Origin of the sequence: [Clostridium] scindens ATCC 35704 (genome assembly GCF_004295125.1) — a bacterium.
GTDB classification, from domain to species: Bacteria; Bacillota; Clostridia; order Lachnospirales; family Lachnospiraceae; genus Clostridium_AP; species Clostridium_AP scindens.
Genome location: NZ_CP036170.1, coordinates 2,455,988 through 2,472,929, shown reverse-complemented (window position 1 = coordinate 2,472,929; position 16,942 = coordinate 2,455,988). Strand labels below are relative to the sequence as shown.

Below are 16,942 nucleotides of genomic sequence, written 5' to 3'. Positions count from 1 at the left end.
CCAGTGGGAATTAGAGGTGGACGCCTTTAGTCTGCCCGGAAAGGAGGACTCTGGTTTGAGTAACGATTATCACAACAGCGAAGGCTATCCTGACCCGACTGCTGGTGAAGCACTCTCAAAGATTGCAGCTAATGAAAAGCTGTCCCTGCGTGCTTTCAGGCCTATCGTCTATATCTGCTCACCCTATTCTGGTGACGTAGAAGCAAATGTGGCTGCTGCCAGACGCTACAGTCGCTTCGCAGTAGATAAGGGATACATCCCCATCGCTCCGCACCTGCTATTTCCGCAGTTCCTTGATGACACCAACCCGCCGGAACGTGAGCTCGGTCTTTTCTTCGGAAATGCCCTCATGAGCAAGTGTGCTGAGGTCTGGGTATTCGGGAGCCGTATCTCGGCAGGAATGGAATCAGAAATCAAACGCGCCAAGTGGAAAGATTACCGCTTGCGCTATTTCACAGAAGAATGTCAGGAGGTTTAACGCTATGTATGAAGTAAGAGAAAATCGCAGAAAGCTGCAGGACGGAACCGAAATTACAACCTATACCCGTGATGTGGTCAGCGCCAATATTCTCGAAGTTGAAGCCGGAACCACAGGATACATGGGTGGCGATACCGGTCATGGAGGCCGCACCTATTTTCGTATCAAGGATGAAGGCGGCACAGACATCGATATAAAGCCTTTCATGGATAGATTCGGCAGTGAAGGCTTTGAGGTTACCCTTGGCGGCGACTGCGAACTTGAAACTATGATCCGCGCACTGAAGTTCATCACCAAGGTGCTCGAAGATGAATCCGGGGAGGTGTATGACTGATGTTTACTCTCTACAGCGCAGATTTTATCGGTAATCCCGGTAACTGTTCCTACCCTCACAAAACCGTAGTCATGGATGCCGACAGTCTGAAGAATGCTGTCGGTCATGACTATATATGTGCAGAATATAAAAACCACTATCGTAACGGAGACAACTTCATCTCCGCCGACTGTCTCCCCGTAGACTGCGACAATGACCACTCGGAAGATCCCAAGGACTGGATCAAGCCTTCCGATATGCTGGATGCCTTTCCGGGAGTCAGCCTTGCCATTCATTACAGCCGTTTCAATAACCGTGAGAAAAACGGCAAACCGGCAAGGCCTAAGTTCCATGTACTCTTTCCTATTGAACGCATGACTGATGCCGCCCTTTACAGCGATATAAAAATAGTGTCTTCGACACTTCAACTCCCCTGCCCCTCAATCATGAGGGATAGGGGTTTCTTTTTGCTTCATTTTGCTTCATAATGGTCTTATGAATATCTTACAAAAAATTTTTATCGAACATTATGAAGAAATGATTTATCTTCAACATCCTCGTGATGCTATTGTTGAGAATGTAGAAAAAATGATTCATTGTGGCGATCCATCTTATGGTGGCGCCATGTATATTTGTCCCAATTGTGGTAATTTCAAATTTACTGCTTTTCGTTGTCATTCTCGCTTCTGTCCAACTTGTGGTAACATGTATTCCATTGACAGAACTACTGCTATGTCTTTTAAGATTATTGATGTACAACATCGGCATTGTGTTTTTACCATTGATGATTCTTTGCGGCCTTTTTTTCTTAAAGACCGTTCTCTTCTTAACTGCCTTTTTTCGGCAGTCAACAGCGTGATTTCTCGTATGTTCCATAAAGAAAATAAATCTGAATTATTTACTCCTGGATTTATTTGCGTCCTTCATACCTTTGGCAGAGATTTAAAATGGAATCCTCACATTCACTGCCTTGTTTCTGAAGGTGGTGTTGGTAATACTCTTTCCTGGCGACACTTCAAACATTTTAACTATCATTTTTTACGTGATGCGTTCCAAACTGCTCTTTTAAATGAACTCCATCAAAAAATAGGTCCAGCTTTCAAAAAAGTAAAATCTGCTATCTATGCAAAAGATAAAAATGGTTTTTATGTTCGCGCCATGCCTAACAAGTGTAATCCTTCTCAGGTTATCAAATATATCGGTCGTTATCTTGGCAGACCTGTTATTGCTACTTCTCGCATTGATTCTTACGATGGTGATTTTGTCACCTTCCATTACAACCGTCATGAAGACAATAAACTTATTACAGAAACTGTTCCTGTTTTGGAATTCATTGACCGCTTAACACAACACATCCCTGAAAAACATTTTAAAATGATTCGCTATTATGGTATTTACGCTCGTCACCGTAATTCTGACAATTTTTTACGAAAAGCCATTTCCAGAGAAAAACATAACTTTTTTCTTTCACTCAATAGGTGGCGTGATTCAATCTTACATTCTTTTGGTTACGATCCTTTAAAATGTCCGAACTGTGGAAAAACCATGCTATTTTTAGAACTATATTTTAATCATAATCCTGTTCCTTTGCATGAATTATACGAAAAGGCTATGCAAAAACATAGATGTCGTTCGCCTGCCTCGTTTTCATATCTTCCAAAACCTCTTTTCTCATGATAAACTCAATATATCTTAAGAACGGAGGCCACACTATGAAACGTATAACAGAAGCAGAACTCGCAAAGGAACTAAGGGAACAGTACATTAAAAATCCACCAGAAGGTATGACTTCTAAAGAAGTCCATGACATGAGTGACGACGAACTTCTGGATATGGATTATTTCTTACATGAATTTGATAACCTTGATGATGACGATTTTGGTGAAGAGGGCTTTTACATCTTTTAATCCAAACCGTCTGATTCACTATGCCCGCTTTTGAGCGGGCTATTTTAGTCCCCAAGTTCTCCGAAAGGAGAACTTTCCTATAAAGTGAAAAAGCTGGTCAATTCCATCTTTCCCTATTTCGATACGAAAGTTCTGGATGCAGCACGCTTTTTCTTCGGTACGCAGGAACCAGACGTTGAAATATATCCCGGTCGAATGAACCTTACGGAATTCTTGAATGACGATGAGTTCGATGCAGGCCTTCCCGGCGGTCATGAAAACGATGTTGCTATCCCGGAAGGCAGCCGTAATGCTACCATGTCCCGCTTCGCCGGTATTGTCATCAAGAAATACGGAGATACAGAAAAAGCCTATCAGGCATTCTTGGAAAAGGCTGCTGCCTGTATACCGCCGCTTGATAACAGCGAGCTTACCACCATATGGCACAGCGCCCAGCGCTTTTATGGGAAGATCAGCCGCGAGGATGGTTATGTTCCTCCGGAAGTATATAATGGTGTGGTATAAAAAAGTTGACAGCTTATTCTCAAGGATTTCATAATAAAACCAAGAGAATAAGGAGGTATTTAAAGTGGCACGTAAATATGACCATGAATACAAAGTACAGGCAGTAAAACTTGCCAAAGAAATCGGTGGCGCTAAGGCAGGTAAAGAACTAGGAATCCCTGAAGGAACCATGCATACATGGCTGAAAGCCGTAAGAGCTGGTAAGTTGGATATTGGGGAAGGTTCTCATACCCCTGCCAGCGCAATGAGCCTGTCAGAAGAGATTACCATGCTGCGTAAGCGGGTTAAGGAGCAGGATAAAGAAATCCGCCGCCTGAAGGAAGAAAACGAATTTTTGGAGGAAGCCAGTGCTTTTTTCGCCGCCAGCCGTCGGAAGTCAGCAAAAACCAGAGAATGATCTTTCTGGCTTTGAAAACAGAGGACGGCAGGATGACCGGGAAAATTTCATTTTACTGCCGGATGCTTGGTGTCAGTCGGCAAGGCTTCTATAAATATCTTGCAAACAAAGACCGTCCCTGGAAGTACCAGGATCTGGCGGATGCCATGAAAGAGATTGCCAGCGAGGATGAATGTAACGATACTTACGGACGGCTCCGAATGTATCAGGCGCTGTGCCTGAAGCAGCCGGAGGGAGTATCAATTCCCAGCGAGAGAACCGTATACCGGGTTATGGAGCAGATTGGCCTGAGCCATCGGCCAAAGCGAAAACCGAACGGAATTACAAAGGCAGACCGGGAGGCTATGAAATCGGATGATTTGCTGAAGCGGGATTTTCATTCAGATGCCCCATTGAAAAAATGTATTACAGATATCACGGAGATCCCGGCATCCAATGGGAAACTGTATGTATCTGCGATTTTCGACTGCTTTGATCTTAGTGTCCTTGGTCTGGCAATGGAAACAACCATGAAAGCAGATCTGTGTATCCATACACTGGAAAGCGCCCTGACTGCTTATCCTGCACTGGAAGGCGCGATCATCCACAGTGACCGTGGAACCCAGTATACCAGTGAGGCCTACCGCCAGACCATCCGGAAGTACCACATCCATCAAAGCATGAACAGTGCCGGAGGACGCTGCCATGATAATGCCCGCTGCGAGAGCATGTGGGCCAGAATGAAGACGGAACTTCTCTACGGCCGTTATGACACAAAGCAGATGACGGTAGAGGAATTAAAAGTACTCATTTGGAGATATTTCCACAGTTACTGGAATAACCGGAGGATCTGCTCTGCCAATGGCGGGCTTCCTCCTATGATAAAACGCAGGAAGTATTATGAGGATTTGGAACTGGCAGCATAGTCAGTGATATCCTTGAGAAAAATGTGTCAACTAATATTGACAATATCATCGACATGATCATCACCAAATCCATCAGCCGATTCGCCCGAAACACCCTCGACTGCCTGCAATACATCCGTCAGCTCAAGGATAAGAACATCCCGGTTTACTTTGAGAAAGAGTCCATCAACACAATGGATGCTAAGGGCGAGGTGCTGATCACGATTATGGCCTCCTTAGCACAGCAGGAAAGCCAGTCGCTTAGCCAGAACGTGAAGCTTGGCCTCCAGTACCGCTACCAACAGGGAAAGGTCACCGTCAACCATAACCGCTTCCTCGGATACACAAAAGGCGAGGATGGAAAGCTCGTCATTGATCCGGAGCAGGCAGAAGTCGTAAAGCGCATTTACAGAGAATACCTTGAGGGTTCCAGCATGGATAAGATTGCTGCCGGGCTTGAGGCTGATGGGATTCTTACCGGAGCAGGGAAAACAAAATGGCACACCAGTACCATCAACAAGATTCTCAGGAATGAGAAATACATGGGTGACGCCCTTCTGCAAAAAACCTACACCACGGATTTTCTTACAAAGAAGCGCATCAAAAACAACGGCACGGTTCCTCAATACTATGTCGAGGATGACCACGAAGCCATTATTCCGAAAGAGCTGTTCATGCAGGTGCAGGAAGAACTTGTCCGCCGCCGAGTAGTACATAAAAGTCCATCCGGCAGGAAACGTACTTACTCCTGCAATCACTGCTTCGCACAGATCATTGTCTGCGGTGAATGCGGTGAGCTTTACCGGAGAGTCCACTGGAACAACCACGGTTGCAAATCCATCGTCTGGCGCTGCATCAGCAGGCTGGAACCTACTGCTGCCGACATGAACTGCACCAACCGAACAGTCAACGAAGCCGTCCTCGAAGAAGTAACCGTCAAGGCGCTTAACCAGATCCTGAGCAGCAGAAAGGCCTTCCTAAAACATCTGCAGGAGAACATTGCCAGAGCAGTTGTCACGACTGACACGCTTTCGCCTGACGGCATACAGGCCAGACTGGAAGAACTGCAAAAAGACCTCGTCAAAGCAGTCGGTGACCAGAAAAACTATGATGCCCTGACCGACGAGATTCTTAGGCTTCAACAAATGAAAAAGGACTCGGAAGTCGATGACCATAGGCGCACCGAAACCATGAACCGCATCAAAGAATTACAGGACTTCATCGCCGAGCAGGATACCGTCATTACAGAATTTGACGAGGCAGACGTCCGGAAGCTCATTCAGAAGATCACCGTCTACGAGGATAGGTTCACTGTCGAATTCAAGTCAGGCTTCAGCGTCGATATTGCAGAGTAAAAGGACTCCTCACCTCTGGAAACTTCTTTGAGATGGGGAGCCTTTGTACTTAATGAATAATTATTGGTTCGGTATTGGGAGATTCCTGCAATACACTTGAAACGACTGCATTTTGAAGCAATGGATTATGAGTTGCCTCATATACCAAATCCCGTGGGCTTATCTCGTCATTTATCAATGCAAGCACAAGCGGAAGATAAGATTTTACTTCATCAAACACGCCGTAATCCAAAGCACGTACATCAATAAAATCTTCTCCGATATTAATCGGGCGAATCTCGTCTGTAATTGGATCATTTACTGTTTTACGTGCAAGCGCATCTACAATTCGCTCAAAATCATTGTAAAGCGGAAAATACACCAGCGGCACCTCATATCTTCTTGACAGAAGGTCATTTAAAATATACCGCATTCCATCCGTACTTACCTTTATTTGAAGTCCAGCTTCGATCCCAGCGCCTCTGTTAGAAGCTCCATACATCAGAGCTGGAATATTATCATCATCAAGCCAAATAATATCTCTTTGAGGATCTGATGGATTATATCTTTGAGGAAAACGATTTTTAGTGGAATTTAATCCTGTTCCTACTGCATGAAAACGAGCAGCAGTCCTCATCTGCGTTCCAGTTCTTCTCGCTCTTTGAAAAAATTCTTTATTTGTATCTATGCTTTCTGCGCATTCCCTTACAATAACAGCTTCTGCTATTTTCCCGAGTAAATTCATCGCAGCAATATTCGGATCAAGTGTAATGATTTCAGCAAGTTTCCACTTGTTATCTTCGAAACAAATACTTCCTGTTTCATCAATTAATATCTCACCAAGCCTTCTTCCATAGACCGGCAAGATGATTTTAAGATCTCTATGACCTCTTTCATAATCAAGGTATGACTGAGAAAAAAGCACTTTTCCATTTCCGTCAAATAATGCCACCTTTAATTCTGGTTCGAGCTGTTGCAATAAAGCCCACCTCCAAACTTTTATTTCTCCGCGCAGCTTTCCGGCAGATAATAGATCGAACGACGTCTACTGCTATCACATCCACATCGCATAATCGTAATACCCCCTATTGTTTATTCTTAGGAGGCTTTGTAAAAATCGCGAATCATATAATTCTATAATCTTCAATGGAACCTGTTGGATGAGCCATTGTCTTATCAAACAAAACTATATTCTTACCAGTCTTAGAAACCGTACTACCATAAATAATTCCAGCGTATCCTAACGAAATATAATACTGAGCCATCGTTTGAAAAGGTAAATACATCAAACTTTTATCATCATTTTCATCAAGTGGCTCAAATATCTGTTCTGAAAGCAATTTTGAGTAAGTATACACTGCCCATTTAGTGAACAGCTTTTTAAACTCCTCAACATTCACATTATTCCTTGGAATAAATCCTAATGCTTTAGCTTTTTTGATACCTTTCTTAACCTGTTTCTGACCATAAGCCTCCAAGCCATCATTCAGTGCTATATATGTCGTTTCATCTGCGATTGTTAAATTAACTAATTTAAGCGAAGTGCTATTGGCGTTAAATTGAAAATGACAAAAACCAAACCTATCATTTAATTTAGCCCGACATTCCGCCTGTGCACATTCATGTATATCTGCCTCTTTTCCTATTGCTAAATACAGCCATTCTACTCCCGTAGGACTAAATCTATTATCTGACTTTATAAATTCTTTCTTCGGAATAAAACGCTCAAAATCAGGATTCTCATCTTCTCCAAGAACTGTACCTCTCCCTACGCAATAATTTTCAAGCTCTGAAACTAAAACTGTATTATATTCTATTCCAACATTCTTATTAAACAAGTCATCATAAACTTTCAGAAATGTGTTTTTCTTTGCTGATGCAATATCATTAAAAGAAAACTCTCCTCTGGAAAGTGCATTTCTGAACTCCTGCCATGTTCTCTTTATTGATTTTTCACTTTTTTCAATGTCACAAAAATCAAATATCTGTCCCAAAGCACCAATTCTCCTTAACATCCAATCCGCTCACTCAGCGGCAAAAAACATCTAATTCACTAACTCAATTTCTGACATCTAACTCACAGCCTAAACTATGTGAAAATCATCAAAATCGTCTCCGAGCCGGTGCGGTCGATAAGTTCTCACAGAGAGTTCTTCTTAGGCTTCGGCTCCTGATGCCAAATACCCAGAATGGCTTGAAATCAAGGCTTTTCAGGGCTATTTATCCTTAACCCTTGACATCAAGACTACGGTCTCAACATGCACTGTCCCGGGAAAGAGATCCACGCATCCCATCCGTTCCACCCGGTATCCTCTCCCCTGTAGCATCTCCAGATCCCTGGCCAGACTGGTAGGCTTGCATGCAATATACACCATCCGCTCCACGCCAAAGTTGGTAATTTTCTCAAGCGCCTTGGGATGTACGCCGTCTCTTGGCGGGTCAAGGATAATAACATCCGGCACCTCGCCCAGTTCGTCGATGACCTTCAAAACGTCTCCTGCCCAGAAGGTACAATTATCCAGGCCATTTAGCGCCGCATTTTCCCTTGCAGCCTCCACCGCCTCCTCGACAATCTCCACGCCTACGACCTTCTTTGCCACAGGAGCCACGATCTGGGCAATGGTACCTGTCCCGCTGTACAGATCAAAGAGAACCTTGTCTTTGGTCTCTCCGATATACTCCCTGGTCTTCTCATATAGAACCTCCGCCCCAAGGGAATTGGTCTGGAAGAAGGAAAATGGCGTAATCTTGAATTTCAGTCCCAGCAGTTCTTCATAGAAAAAGTCCTGCCCGTAAAGAATCTCGGTCCCATCATCCTTTACCACGTCCGCTAGGCTATCGTTCTTCGTATGCAGTATGCCGGCGATCTTTCCGTCCAGTTCAAGAGAAAGCAGTTGGCTGACCCACTGATTTCCACCTGCTTCTTCAATAAAGTTATGTTCTGTCGTTGTCACGATATCGATCAGGATCTCCCCGGTCTTTACGGCCTTTCTGACCAGCAGATGACGGAAATATCCTATATGGCGCATACGATGGTAGTAAGGAAGCCCCGTCTCTCTGGCAAAACCCAGGGTACATGCCAATATTTTCCGATAGTCTTCATCTACGATTCGGCATTCCATTACATTCACAATATCATGGAAACTGCCTCTTTTATGCATTCCCAAAGCCAGCGGCCCATCCTTATACTCATCGCCAAACGAGAATTCCATCTTATTGCGGTAGGCCTCCTTTACAGGGCTCGGCATGATTCCTTCCCAGCAGTAATCTCCCTCAACTGCCTCATCCATCATAGCCTTCACCTGTGCTTCTTTCATCTTAAGCTGCTCTTCATAGGGAAGATTCTGATAAGTACATCCCCCGCATTGTCCAAAATGAGGACAGGAGGGAGCAATCTCCGAAGGTGAAGGCTCCAGCACTTCCAGCAGCCTTCCTTCTGCCTTTCCTTTTCTTATCTTATTGACGGAAAAACGGACCTTCTGACCCGGAATTCCATTTTTCACAATTACATATCTTTCTTCTTCAGGTAGGAATACCTTCCCCTTATTTGGAAAGTCTACTGATTCAATGATTCCTTCGTATACCTGCCCATTTTTCATGCCGTAATTCTCCTCTATCCTTACTTGATATATTTTGCTTTCAATATGGTGCCGACCTGTTCCACCTTAATATGTTCTATGCTCTTAACATACTGATTCAACTGGGCATATCCATAATCGCTGATCTTAAAATCCTTATATTTTTCATACACTTTATTTCCAAGGGTGCTGAGTTCTATGCCGTCTTTTCCAGCCTTCTTCACAATATAAACCACATATCCGTCAATGTCTTCTTTCATACCCCAGTCTTCCCGCAAGGCTACGGACACGATATTTCCATGCTTGACCAGCTGAATTCTGGTGAATTCCTCCAGGAATTTTGACAGCATGTTATAGCCATAGCTACGAACGTCAAAGTCTGGATACAGGCTAACCAGGCGGCTTCCTACCTCGCCCAGGCCCGTAGCCTTATTGCTGTCCTGGTTCTCAATGATCATCTTGATGATCGCGTCTTCGATCTCGATCTTCTCCCGGCCCAGCGTATCCTGGGTATCCTCGGTCTTCGGGCTTCCCGGCTCCTGCTCATTTAACAGGTTCTCAAGAATTGTAAATTTATCACATGCCTTTCTGAATGGCTCCGGCGTCTTGTTCTCACCCATGCCGATCACCATCTTTCCGCTCTCCCTGATGCGGCTTACCAGCCTGGTAAAGTCGCTGTCACTGGACACGATGCAGAATCCATCCACATCATTCGTGTACAAAATATCCATGGCATCTATAATCATGGCAGAATCTGTCGCATTTTTCCCCTGGGTATAACTGAACTGCTGAATTGGCGTTATGGAATTGGTCAGCAGTTCTTCCTTCCAGCTGGAATTCTGCGTGCTCGTCCAGTCTCCATATATCCTTTTGTATGTGATAACCCCATATTTAGACAACTCTGTCAATATAGGCTTGATATACTTGGCAGATACGTTGTCCGCATCTATCAATAGTGCATAACATTGCTCGTCCATCTTTTTCTCCTTCCAAGATAAAAGCAGGCAAGAGGCCCTTCTAACACCAGTTAGGCTTCCAACCTGCTTCCTCTATTGCGTTCTCAGGCTATTCCGTTAACCCTTATACCTGATCATCATCATTGAAAAAATCATCGTCGAAATCATCTTCAAAGTCTTCTTCAAAGTCTTCCAGATAATCCGGTGTAAAGAAACAATATACGGCGTAAGCAATCGCTGCAATTCCAGCAACTGCTCCTACGATTGCCAAAATCCAAAGAACAGTCTTACAATGGCTGTCTTCTTCCTTTTTATTCACCAGCTCGCTTAATTTTGTTGCTGCAATGATATCCTCTACTTTACTCATGCTCCCACATCCTTTCTGCTATCATAGCAAGTTCAAATATTGTATTTATTATAACACTATCATTTTGAGATTACTATATATTTATGCCAAAATCAATAATTTTTATCCGACACATACTTTCTCAAAAACCTATTGACATCTCATTCTGTAACTTCTATTATTACAGTATGGCTGTAACCTTTTTTTAACGAAAAGGATGCTTTTTCCTCTTTTCATGGCGACGATAATCTTCACTGCTGCCTGCAGTGCGAAAACCGGCACCGACACTAAAAAGCACCGGCAAATAACGCTGCGAAGAATGAAACCGCAAAAAATGACACACGGCAGCAGCCACAGGAAAAAGACTCTGACAACATAAAATTAAAGACTTTGAGCGGATATGAGATGGACTCCAAGGGCCTTTTCACACAATCAGAACTAACCGTTATAAATGTGTGGAATGCTTCCTGCACTTCCTGCGCAAAAGAAATGGGAATGCTGGAGTCGCTGAGCCATCAACTATACCCAGCTGCTGGATTCCGAGGCATTCAGCCAGTTATACCATCTTCAGGAAGCCTATGTCGGAGGTCATCCGGCAGACTGTACCGTAGGCTGAGGGTTCTGATAACAGCCGGCAGCTGTTCAGAAACCATGGATACATTATTGACACAAGAAAGCGATGCCGTCTCCTCCAGAGCGGCACCGCCTTCGTCTTTTATATCTATACTTTCTGTAATCTTGCATATGTCGCAAACATCTTCTTCGTCCCCGGCCCGTCGAAATCAACCGTCACTTCATAATCTCTTCCGCCTTCCACAATCGCCGTTACCGTTCCTTCCCCGAACTTCATATGCCGCACTCGGTCGCCTACGCCATACCCTGGTCCGTCCCCGGCCGGAGTGCCAAACTGTCTGGCCGGCTTAGGTGCTGTAAATGCCTTCGTCCGAAATGCCTGCCTGGCCTGCATATACGCTGCCTGCTTGGCGGGTTCTTCTTTTTCCTTCTCAAAGACCGCCCCTGTGGACAATAGTTCCATGGGTATTTCTTTTAGGAAACGGGACATCTTGTTATACTGCGTCTCTCCCCGGATCATCCGGCTCCTTGCGCAGGTAAGCGTCAGCGCCTTCTCTGCCCTGGTTATTCCCACATAGCAGAGTCTTCGCTCCTCTTCCACTTCTTCCGGGTCATCTGCCGTAATGGTCATATAACTTGGGAATATTCCGTCTTCCAGCCCTGCCAGATATACATGTGGGAACTCCAGCCCTTTTGCGCTGTGCAGGGTCATCAGCACCACATAGTCGCTATTTTCATCCAGGCTGTCAATATCCGCCACCAGGGCAACCTCCTCCAGGAATCCGCTCAAAGTGGACGGTTCATTCATTTCCTCACAGGTATCCTCATAGGCCACGATCTTACTCATCAACTCGTCGATATTCTCGATCCTTGCCTCTGCTTCTTCGCTGTCTTCAGCCTCAAGGCTCTCTACATAGCCGGTCTCTTCAATAATCTCTTTCATCAGTCTGGAAATGCTCATCTCCTGCGCATCCGTCTTAAAATGCTCAATCAGCGCCACGAAGGATTCCAGTTTTGACGCCCCTCTGCCAATGTTGGGAATCAGATCCACGGCCCGCAGAGCCTCATAGAATCCCACCTCATGCCGGACGGCGTATTCCTGCACCCGGTTAATGCTGGTAAGTCCGATTCCCCTCTTGGGTACGTTGATAATACGGCGCACCGCCAGGTCATCCTGGCCGTTATCTACCGTCTTCAGATAGGACAGCAGGTCTTTGATCTCTCTTCTTGCGTAGAAATTGATGCCGCCCACGATCTTGTAAGGAATATTAGCGTTCACGAACTTTTCTTCAAAGATACGGGACTGCGCGTTTGTCCTGTATAAGATAGCATTGTCATTGTATGTACATTCGCCCCGGTCCACATGCTCCCGGATATCTCCCACGATATATTCCGCCTCGTCGTATGCCGTATCGAACTGGCGGAATTCCAGCTTCTCGCCGTCCCCGTTGTCCGTCCACAAGGTCTTATCCTTACGCCCGCGGTTATTGCGGATGACCGCGTTGGCAGCATTCAGAATGTTGCTGGTAGAGCGATAGTTCTGCTCCAGCTTGATCACTTTAGCATCCTCGAACACATGCTCAAAATTCAGGATATTCTTGATATTGGCTCCCCGGAACTTATAGATAGACTGGTCGTCATCGCCTACTACGCACAGGTTGCGGTACTTCGAAGCCAGCAGCCGGATCAGTTCAAACTGGACCGTATTCGTATCCTGATACTCATCCACCATGATATAACGGAAACGTTCCTGGTAATATTCCAGCATATCTGCCTGCGTCTGGAAGAGTTGGACCGTCTTAACAAGAAGGTCATCAAAATCCAGGGCATTGTTGGCCCTCAACTGCTTCTCATATTCCTCATACACCTCAGCGATCTTCTTCTGGCTGAAATCGCCTTCTGCACGGATTCGAAATTCTTCCGGCGTAATCAGTTCATCCTTGGCATGAGAGATGGTGCTAAGCAATGCTCTTTCCTTAAAAATCTTCGTATCAATCTGAAGCAGCTTGCATACGTCTTTCATCAGCGTCTTCTGGTCATCGCTGTCATAAATGGTAAAGTTATTATCATAGCCCAGCAGATCGATATGTCTTCGGAGGATCCGCACGCAAGTGGAATGGAACGTGCTTACCCAGATGCTCTCCGCGCCGAATCCTACCAGTTTGTCCACACGCTCCCTCATCTCGCCTGCCGCCTTGTTGGTAAAGGTTATAGCCAATATATTCCAGGGATTTACTCCCTGCTCTTCTATCAAATATGCGATTCTGTGGGTCAGCACTCTGGTCTTTCCCGAGCCTGCCCCGGCAAGTATCAGAAGCGGGCCTTCTGTATGAAGCACCGCCTCTTTCTGCTGTTCATTCAATGTATCGTATATACTCAATCTTCCTGTTTCCTTTCTTCCTTCCTCTGTTTCATATACTCATGCTCTTTCTGTATCTCATCATGAAGCGCAAGAGACGTCCATTCCTGGTTGGTCTCAGTCACCATGGCTTTCAGTCCAACCTGTAACTTCTCCTTCTTCATCAGGAATAATGCCTTGTCTAGCATGTCCTCTGTCGCGGCATGCATGACCAGCATCTCTTCCGGAAAACCTTCTCCTTCATATTGCGCAGTCTCCTGCTCCTGACTGCTTGACCCCGCCAGTACGCCTATGGGAACCTCATACTCTTCTTTATCCACATGGCGTATCTTATATCCAAGAAACCCAAAGATCATGGCAATCTGCTTTCCCTTTTTCGTGCCTTTCAAATTATAACATAATACGGTAGATTTCATATATGTTTTTACCTCCGCCAAAAAGTCTGTTTCTATTATAAGTTCTTTGGAGAAGAAGTGCAAGGCAGATATTTGATGGCAAATTTTGTCGCCCGCTTTTTAAAAAATTAGCACTCATCTATTGACAGTGCTAATTATATCTGTTATATTACTTGTAGAACAAGTAAAACAAACAGCATTCACATAGAAAAGGAGAGATGACTTATGTTGATGCCTAGTATTTTTGGAGATAGTTTATTTGAAGACTTTATGGATTTTCCATTCCGCAGGCATGCATCCAGTAGTGTAATGAAGACAGACGTAAAGGATGCCGGGGACCATTACGAGTTGGACATTGATATGCCGGGCTTTGACAAAAAGGATATCAAGGCAGAACTTAAAGATGGCTATATGACCATCAGCGCAACGACAGATAAGAATACGGATGAAAAAGATAAAGACGGCAAGTACATCCGCCGTGAACGCTACTATGGCTCTTGCAGCCGGAGCTTCTACGTCGGTGAGAATGTAGAGGAAAGCAACATCAAGGCTAGATTTGAAAATGGAATCTTGAAACTTTCCGTGCCAAAGAGTGAAGATATGAAGGCAATCGAAAATAATAAGTATATTGCGATTGAAGGATAATCCCCCTCACGAAAAGGCCTGGCAGCCCAACATGCTGCCGGGTCTTTTTCTATCATCCGCTTTAACTATGCTGCAATGTTGCCTCCACAAGTACTGTCTTCTCTTTCCCGAATTCTTCTTTTCGCAGCATCCTGAACGCAGCACAGGGCTATCATACTTAAGAATATTCAAAAAGACAGTACGGCTAATTCATTGTACAGCCCATCTTCACTTCCAAATATATTAATGATCTTAAGCGAAAAGATTTGGTGTGAAACAGATAGTATGAGGCAAGCAATGCCGATACGATCTGGACGATAATCGTCGCAAGGCCCCTTCAAGTACAAGACAACAAAAAAAGGCTGCGGCTTTTTCGTGCATGGTCTTCACGAAAAAACTACAACCATATTTCTAAATCATTATATCATGTTCTAAATGGCTTTTTAAGTTATAAAGTAACCAAAGTTTCCCTCTGCTATATATGTGCATATTTCACAAATCTTACTCTGCATCTTTGTCTATATAATCCAATTTTTCCGGCAGTGTCGTCGAATGCCGGGGCATGAACCCAGAAGCGACGGCACAGATCGTGCAGCTGACACTGCTTTTAACATCTCTAACATTTCCCTTCTTGAACTTTCTAAGGTAAGAACAACTCATTCTCCTTATGGCCGCTGCATGCTTTCTTCATCTTTTGAGACGCAGCAAGCAGCATTACCTTTCCAAGCGTCCTTGCCCCATAGGGGCAGATCGCCACGCAGCGCATGCAGGAGATGCACTTCTTATCATCTACCGTTGACGGCGCATCCTTCGGGATTGCCCCTACCGGACATTCCGCCGCGCATTTGCCGCAGCTGGTGCACTTGCTCCTTGCTTTTGGCTTAAAGGGTACCCCATTATATTCCCTGTAAGGCATTTTTCCAGGCACTTTCAATTCCCCATCCCCAGGCTTAGCCATAGAATCCTGAATCTTGCGGGCGTACTCCCTTAATTCCTTTACATCCTGCTGATCCGGCCGTCCACTTGCAAACTGCCTCATAATAGAGTGCTCTGTAACTGCGGCAATGGCGGCCTTTACCCGGTACCCACATTCACAAAGTTCATTTTTAAGTTCCAATAGCGTATCATCATAGGCGCGATTCCCGTATGCCACCACCATGACTGCCGAGGCATTTCCTGCCTTCATCTTCCGAATACGGGCAAGCGCCGCATCCGGAACCCTTCCTCCATAGGACGGAACGCCGAATAGGCAGATGTCTTCTTGATTAAACTGATAGTTCTCATAATCATCTTCTAATACGGACAGATCAATCTGCGCATCCACTTTCCATACATCTGCAAGAATATCCATTACTTTTTCCGTGCCTCCTGTAGGGCTAAAATATATTGAATATACGCTCATACTTTCATTTCCTCCTGACTTTTCTTATGACATAGTTCCATCATAGGCTCTACCTGCTTCCAAAATCTTGACAGTTCCGTCAAACTGCTGCTTGCCGGGTTGAGATTTATCTATTATAAACCATGAAAATTGGAATATCAACATTGGTCGCTAAAATCAAGCCGATTAAAAATGTACTGGTAAAAACTGTCTTAGAGACAAAAAGCCCTTGTCATCTAGTTTTTAATACTATATAATATCTATATTGAGGTGATTAACATGACAATTGACACAAAAGATATGCTGAACAGCATTCTATTCAGCATCTCGCGAATCGATTACGTGAGACCGGAGAATATCCCGAATATAGATCTATACATGGATCAGGTAACTACCTTTATGGAGGAACAGCTTCAGTCTACCAAAAGACATAAGGACGATAAGATTCTGACTAAGACGATGATCAACAATTACGCAAAAAATAATCTTCTGCCGCCTCCGGTTAAGAAGAAGTATTCCAAAGAGCATGTCCTGGTCATGATATTCATATACTATTTTAAAAATATTCTTTCCATCAAGGATATCGAGACGCTTTTAGCGCCGATCACAGAAAAACATTTCGATAATCACAAGGACTTCAATATTACTTCTATCTATGAAGAGATCTGCAAACTGGAGAAATCCCGGATTGAGAACTTGCAGAAGGATGTTGCCAAGTCCTACAATGCGGCGCTTAACAGTTTTGCAGATGCCCCTGACGCAGAGCAAGATTATTTGCAGTTCTTCGCATTCATTTGCAGCCTGAGTTTCGACGTATACGTAAAGAAACTGCTGATTGAAAAGTTAATTGATGATCTTCCTGAGCCGATTCAGGATAAAAAGAAGAAATAAGGCCAGTCAGCCTTATTTCTTC

19 protein-coding genes are annotated in these 16,942 nt (G+C 44.5%); 11 read left to right on the top strand and 8 right to left on the bottom strand.

Annotated features, from left to right (window positions below; translation table 11 throughout):
* Positions 1–55: 55 nt before the first annotated feature.
* The 9 genes from HDCHBGLK_RS12735 to HDCHBGLK_RS12695 all read left to right on the top strand — a co-directional run bounded on the left by HDCHBGLK_RS12735 (position 56) and on the right by HDCHBGLK_RS12695 (position 5,838).
* Positions 56–478 carry a DUF7768 domain-containing protein gene (locus HDCHBGLK_RS12735; RefSeq protein WP_039909994.1) on the top strand — a complete coding sequence of 141 codons (423 nt, stop codon included), beginning with the start codon at positions 56–58 and terminating at the stop codon, positions 476–478.
* 4 nt (positions 479–482) lie between these two features.
* Positions 483–812 carry a hypothetical protein gene (locus tag HDCHBGLK_RS12730; RefSeq protein WP_004608183.1) on the top strand — a complete coding sequence of 110 codons (330 nt, stop codon included), beginning with the start codon at positions 483–485 and terminating at the stop codon, positions 810–812.
* Positions 812–1,279, top strand: coding sequence for a hypothetical protein (locus tag HDCHBGLK_RS12725; protein WP_004608182.1), 468 nt, complete (start codon positions 812–814; stop codon positions 1,277–1,279). Before HDCHBGLK_RS12730 ends, HDCHBGLK_RS12725 begins: the two co-directional genes overlap by 1 nt.
* A 7-nt stretch (positions 1,280–1,286) precedes the next feature.
* Positions 1,287–2,468, top strand: a complete 1,182-nt coding sequence (locus HDCHBGLK_RS12720; protein WP_039909242.1) for an IS91 family transposase — start codon at positions 1,287–1,289, stop codon at positions 2,466–2,468.
* Positions 2,469–2,503: 35 nt separating this feature from the next.
* Positions 2,504–2,698, top strand: a complete 195-nt coding sequence (locus tag HDCHBGLK_RS12715; RefSeq protein WP_004607984.1) for a hypothetical protein — start codon at positions 2,504–2,506, stop codon at positions 2,696–2,698.
* Between the two features lie 84 nt (positions 2,699–2,782).
* Positions 2,783–3,202 (top strand): primase alpha helix C-terminal domain-containing protein, encoded by a 420-nt coding sequence (locus tag HDCHBGLK_RS12710; protein ID WP_233440676.1) that lies wholly within the window; start codon positions 2,783–2,785, stop codon positions 3,200–3,202.
* A 64-nt stretch (positions 3,203–3,266) separates the two neighbouring features.
* Positions 3,267–3,599 carry a transposase gene (locus tag HDCHBGLK_RS12705; RefSeq protein ID WP_004607686.1) on the top strand — a complete coding sequence of 111 codons (333 nt, stop codon included), beginning with the start codon at positions 3,267–3,269 and terminating at the stop codon, positions 3,597–3,599.
* Entirely contained in the window at positions 3,596–4,504 is a 909-nt protein-coding gene (locus HDCHBGLK_RS12700) for an IS3 family transposase (RefSeq protein WP_004607687.1), read from the top strand. Before HDCHBGLK_RS12705 ends, HDCHBGLK_RS12700 begins: the two co-directional genes overlap by 4 nt.
* Before the next feature lie 23 nt (positions 4,505–4,527).
* Entirely contained in the window at positions 4,528–5,838 is a 1,311-nt protein-coding gene (locus HDCHBGLK_RS12695) for a recombinase family protein (protein ID WP_330362651.1), read from the top strand.
* A 49-nt stretch (positions 5,839–5,887) separates the two neighbouring features.
* On the opposite strand, the gene HDCHBGLK_RS12690 is transcribed toward HDCHBGLK_RS12695, so the two are convergent.
* From HDCHBGLK_RS12690 to HDCHBGLK_RS12660, 7 genes are all read right to left on the bottom strand, one after another.
* Positions 5,888–6,796 carry a hypothetical protein gene (locus HDCHBGLK_RS12690; RefSeq protein WP_004607689.1) on the bottom strand — a complete coding sequence of 303 codons (909 nt, stop codon included), beginning with the start codon at positions 6,794–6,796 and terminating at the stop codon, positions 5,888–5,890.
* Positions 6,797–6,941: 145 nt separating this feature from the next.
* Entirely contained in the window at positions 6,942–7,811 is an 870-nt protein-coding gene (locus HDCHBGLK_RS12685; protein WP_233440674.1) for an RES family NAD+ phosphorylase, read from the bottom strand.
* Between the two features lie 222 nt (positions 7,812–8,033).
* Positions 8,034–9,416, bottom strand: a complete 1,383-nt coding sequence (gene rlmD / locus HDCHBGLK_RS12680) for a 23S rRNA (uracil(1939)-C(5))-methyltransferase RlmD (protein WP_004607691.1) — start codon at positions 9,414–9,416, stop codon at positions 8,034–8,036.
* Between the two features lie 20 nt (positions 9,417–9,436).
* Positions 9,437–10,372, bottom strand: a complete 936-nt coding sequence (locus HDCHBGLK_RS12675) for an NYN domain-containing protein (protein ID WP_004607692.1) — start codon at positions 10,370–10,372, stop codon at positions 9,437–9,439.
* 103 nt (positions 10,373–10,475) lie between these two features.
* On the bottom strand, positions 10,476–10,718 hold the full coding sequence (locus tag HDCHBGLK_RS12670) for a hypothetical protein (protein ID WP_004607694.1): 243 nt from the start codon (positions 10,716–10,718) through the stop codon (positions 10,476–10,478).
* 700 nt (positions 10,719–11,418) lie between these two features.
* A complete protein-coding gene (pcrA, locus tag HDCHBGLK_RS12665; protein WP_004607696.1) occupies positions 11,419–13,650 on the bottom strand; it encodes a DNA helicase PcrA in 2,232 nt (743 codons plus the stop codon).
* Positions 13,647–14,045 (bottom strand): DUF3783 domain-containing protein, encoded by a 399-nt coding sequence (locus HDCHBGLK_RS12660; RefSeq protein ID WP_009249251.1) that lies wholly within the window; start codon positions 14,043–14,045, stop codon positions 13,647–13,649. The genes pcrA and HDCHBGLK_RS12660 overlap by 4 nt, the downstream gene beginning before the upstream one ends.
* Before the next feature lie 204 nt (positions 14,046–14,249).
* On the opposite strand from HDCHBGLK_RS12660, the gene HDCHBGLK_RS12655 reads away from it, so the two are divergent.
* Entirely contained in the window at positions 14,250–14,669 is a 420-nt protein-coding gene (locus HDCHBGLK_RS12655) for an Hsp20/alpha crystallin family protein (RefSeq protein WP_004607698.1), read from the top strand.
* A gap of 619 nt (positions 14,670–15,288) precedes the next feature.
* On the opposite strand, the gene HDCHBGLK_RS12650 is transcribed toward HDCHBGLK_RS12655, so the two are convergent.
* Positions 15,289–16,050 (bottom strand): 4Fe-4S binding protein, encoded by a 762-nt coding sequence (locus HDCHBGLK_RS12650; protein ID WP_004607700.1) that lies wholly within the window; start codon positions 16,048–16,050, stop codon positions 15,289–15,291.
* A 258-nt stretch (positions 16,051–16,308) separates the two neighbouring features.
* Between HDCHBGLK_RS12650 and HDCHBGLK_RS12645 the strand changes: the two genes are divergently transcribed.
* Positions 16,309–16,920, top strand: coding sequence for a DUF1836 domain-containing protein (locus HDCHBGLK_RS12645; RefSeq protein ID WP_004607702.1), 612 nt, complete (start codon positions 16,309–16,311; stop codon positions 16,918–16,920).
* Positions 16,921–16,942 lie beyond the last annotated feature (22 nt).

What these genes read in the sequence shown, in the direction of transcription:
- HDCHBGLK_RS12675 (WP_004607692.1), bottom strand. Translation starts at nt 10,372, where the DNA reads ATGGACGAGCAATGTTATGCACTATTGATAGATGCGGACAACGTATCT.
- HDCHBGLK_RS12670 (WP_004607694.1), bottom strand. Translation starts at nt 10,718, where the DNA reads ATGAGTAAAGTAGAGGATATCATTGCAGCAACAAAATTAAGCGAGCTG.
- HDCHBGLK_RS12655 (WP_004607698.1), top strand. Translation starts at nt 14,250, where the DNA reads ATGTTGATGCCTAGTATTTTTGGAGATAGTTTATTTGAAGACTTTATG.
- HDCHBGLK_RS12730 (WP_004608183.1), top strand. Translation starts at nt 483, where the DNA reads ATGTATGAAGTAAGAGAAAATCGCAGAAAGCTGCAGGACGGAACCGAA.
- HDCHBGLK_RS12720 (WP_039909242.1), top strand. Translation starts at nt 1,287, where the DNA reads ATGAATATCTTACAAAAAATTTTTATCGAACATTATGAAGAAATGATT.
- HDCHBGLK_RS12700 (WP_004607687.1), top strand. Translation starts at nt 3,596, where the DNA reads ATGATCTTTCTGGCTTTGAAAACAGAGGACGGCAGGATGACCGGGAAA.
- HDCHBGLK_RS12660 (WP_009249251.1), bottom strand. Translation starts at nt 14,045, where the DNA reads ATGAAATCTACCGTATTATGTTATAATTTGAAAGGCACGAAAAAGGGA.
- HDCHBGLK_RS12715 (WP_004607984.1), top strand. Translation starts at nt 2,504, where the DNA reads ATGAAACGTATAACAGAAGCAGAACTCGCAAAGGAACTAAGGGAACAG.
- HDCHBGLK_RS12650 (WP_004607700.1), bottom strand. Translation starts at nt 16,050, where the DNA reads ATGAGCGTATATTCAATATATTTTAGCCCTACAGGAGGCACGGAAAAA.
- HDCHBGLK_RS12725 (WP_004608182.1), top strand. Translation starts at nt 812, where the DNA reads ATGTTTACTCTCTACAGCGCAGATTTTATCGGTAATCCCGGTAACTGT.
- HDCHBGLK_RS12645 (WP_004607702.1), top strand. Translation starts at nt 16,309, where the DNA reads ATGACAATTGACACAAAAGATATGCTGAACAGCATTCTATTCAGCATC.
- rlmD (WP_004607691.1), bottom strand. Translation starts at nt 9,416, where the DNA reads ATGAAAAATGGGCAGGTATACGAAGGAATCATTGAATCAGTAGACTTT.